The following is a 602-nucleotide window of genomic DNA, read 5'->3' as shown; positions in this document are numbered from 1 at the left end:
CATCCCCTCCTCCAGCAGCTGGCAGAAGGGCGATCGCGACGGCGTTTCCTCTCGCTCGGCAGCACCGTGTGGCACGTCCCCTCTCCCCGCTTGCGGGAGAGGGTTAGGGTGAGGGGCTACGGCCGGGGGCGCACTGCGGCCATCGCCCGGCAGGCGCCACCGTTGGCTCTATACCGTGCCTCAAATCCCCAGCAGGCGCCGGTTGGCGGCCTCGTCGGTACCGCCGTCGGCAAAGTCATCGAAGGCCTTTTCGGTCACCCGGATGATGTGGTGCCTGACGAACTCGGCGCCTTCGCCCGCGCCGTCTTCGGGATGCTTCAGGCAGCACTCCCATTCGACCACTGCCCAGCCGGTAAAATCATTGGCCGCCATCTTGGAAAACACCGCGCCGAAATCGACCTGGCCGTCGCCGAGCGAGCGGAAACGCCCGGCCCGGTTGACCCAGCCCTGGTAGCCGCCATAGACGCCCTGCCGCCCGGTCGGGTTGAACTCGGCATCCTTGACGTGGAACATCCGGATGCGATCCTTGTAGATGTCGATGTTGTCGAGATAGTCGAGGCACTGCAGCACATAGTGCGAGGGGTCGTAGAGCATGTTGGCGC

General features: G+C 65.4%; 1 protein-coding gene. It reads right to left on the bottom strand.

Translation table 11 applies throughout. The annotated features are described in order from the left end of the window. Positions 1–180 precede the first annotated feature (180 nt). The coding region (locus tag IB264_RS34215; protein ID WP_192435375.1) for a sugar phosphate isomerase/epimerase at positions 181–602 on the bottom strand (422 nt) is incomplete at its 5' end.

This window comes from Ensifer sp. ENS11 (genome assembly GCF_014851895.1).
In the GTDB taxonomy this organism is placed as follows: domain Bacteria; phylum Pseudomonadota; class Alphaproteobacteria; order Rhizobiales; family Rhizobiaceae; genus Ensifer; species Ensifer canadensis.
Note: the sequence above shows the minus strand (reverse complement) of the source record. Positions and strands in the feature narration are given on the sequence as shown.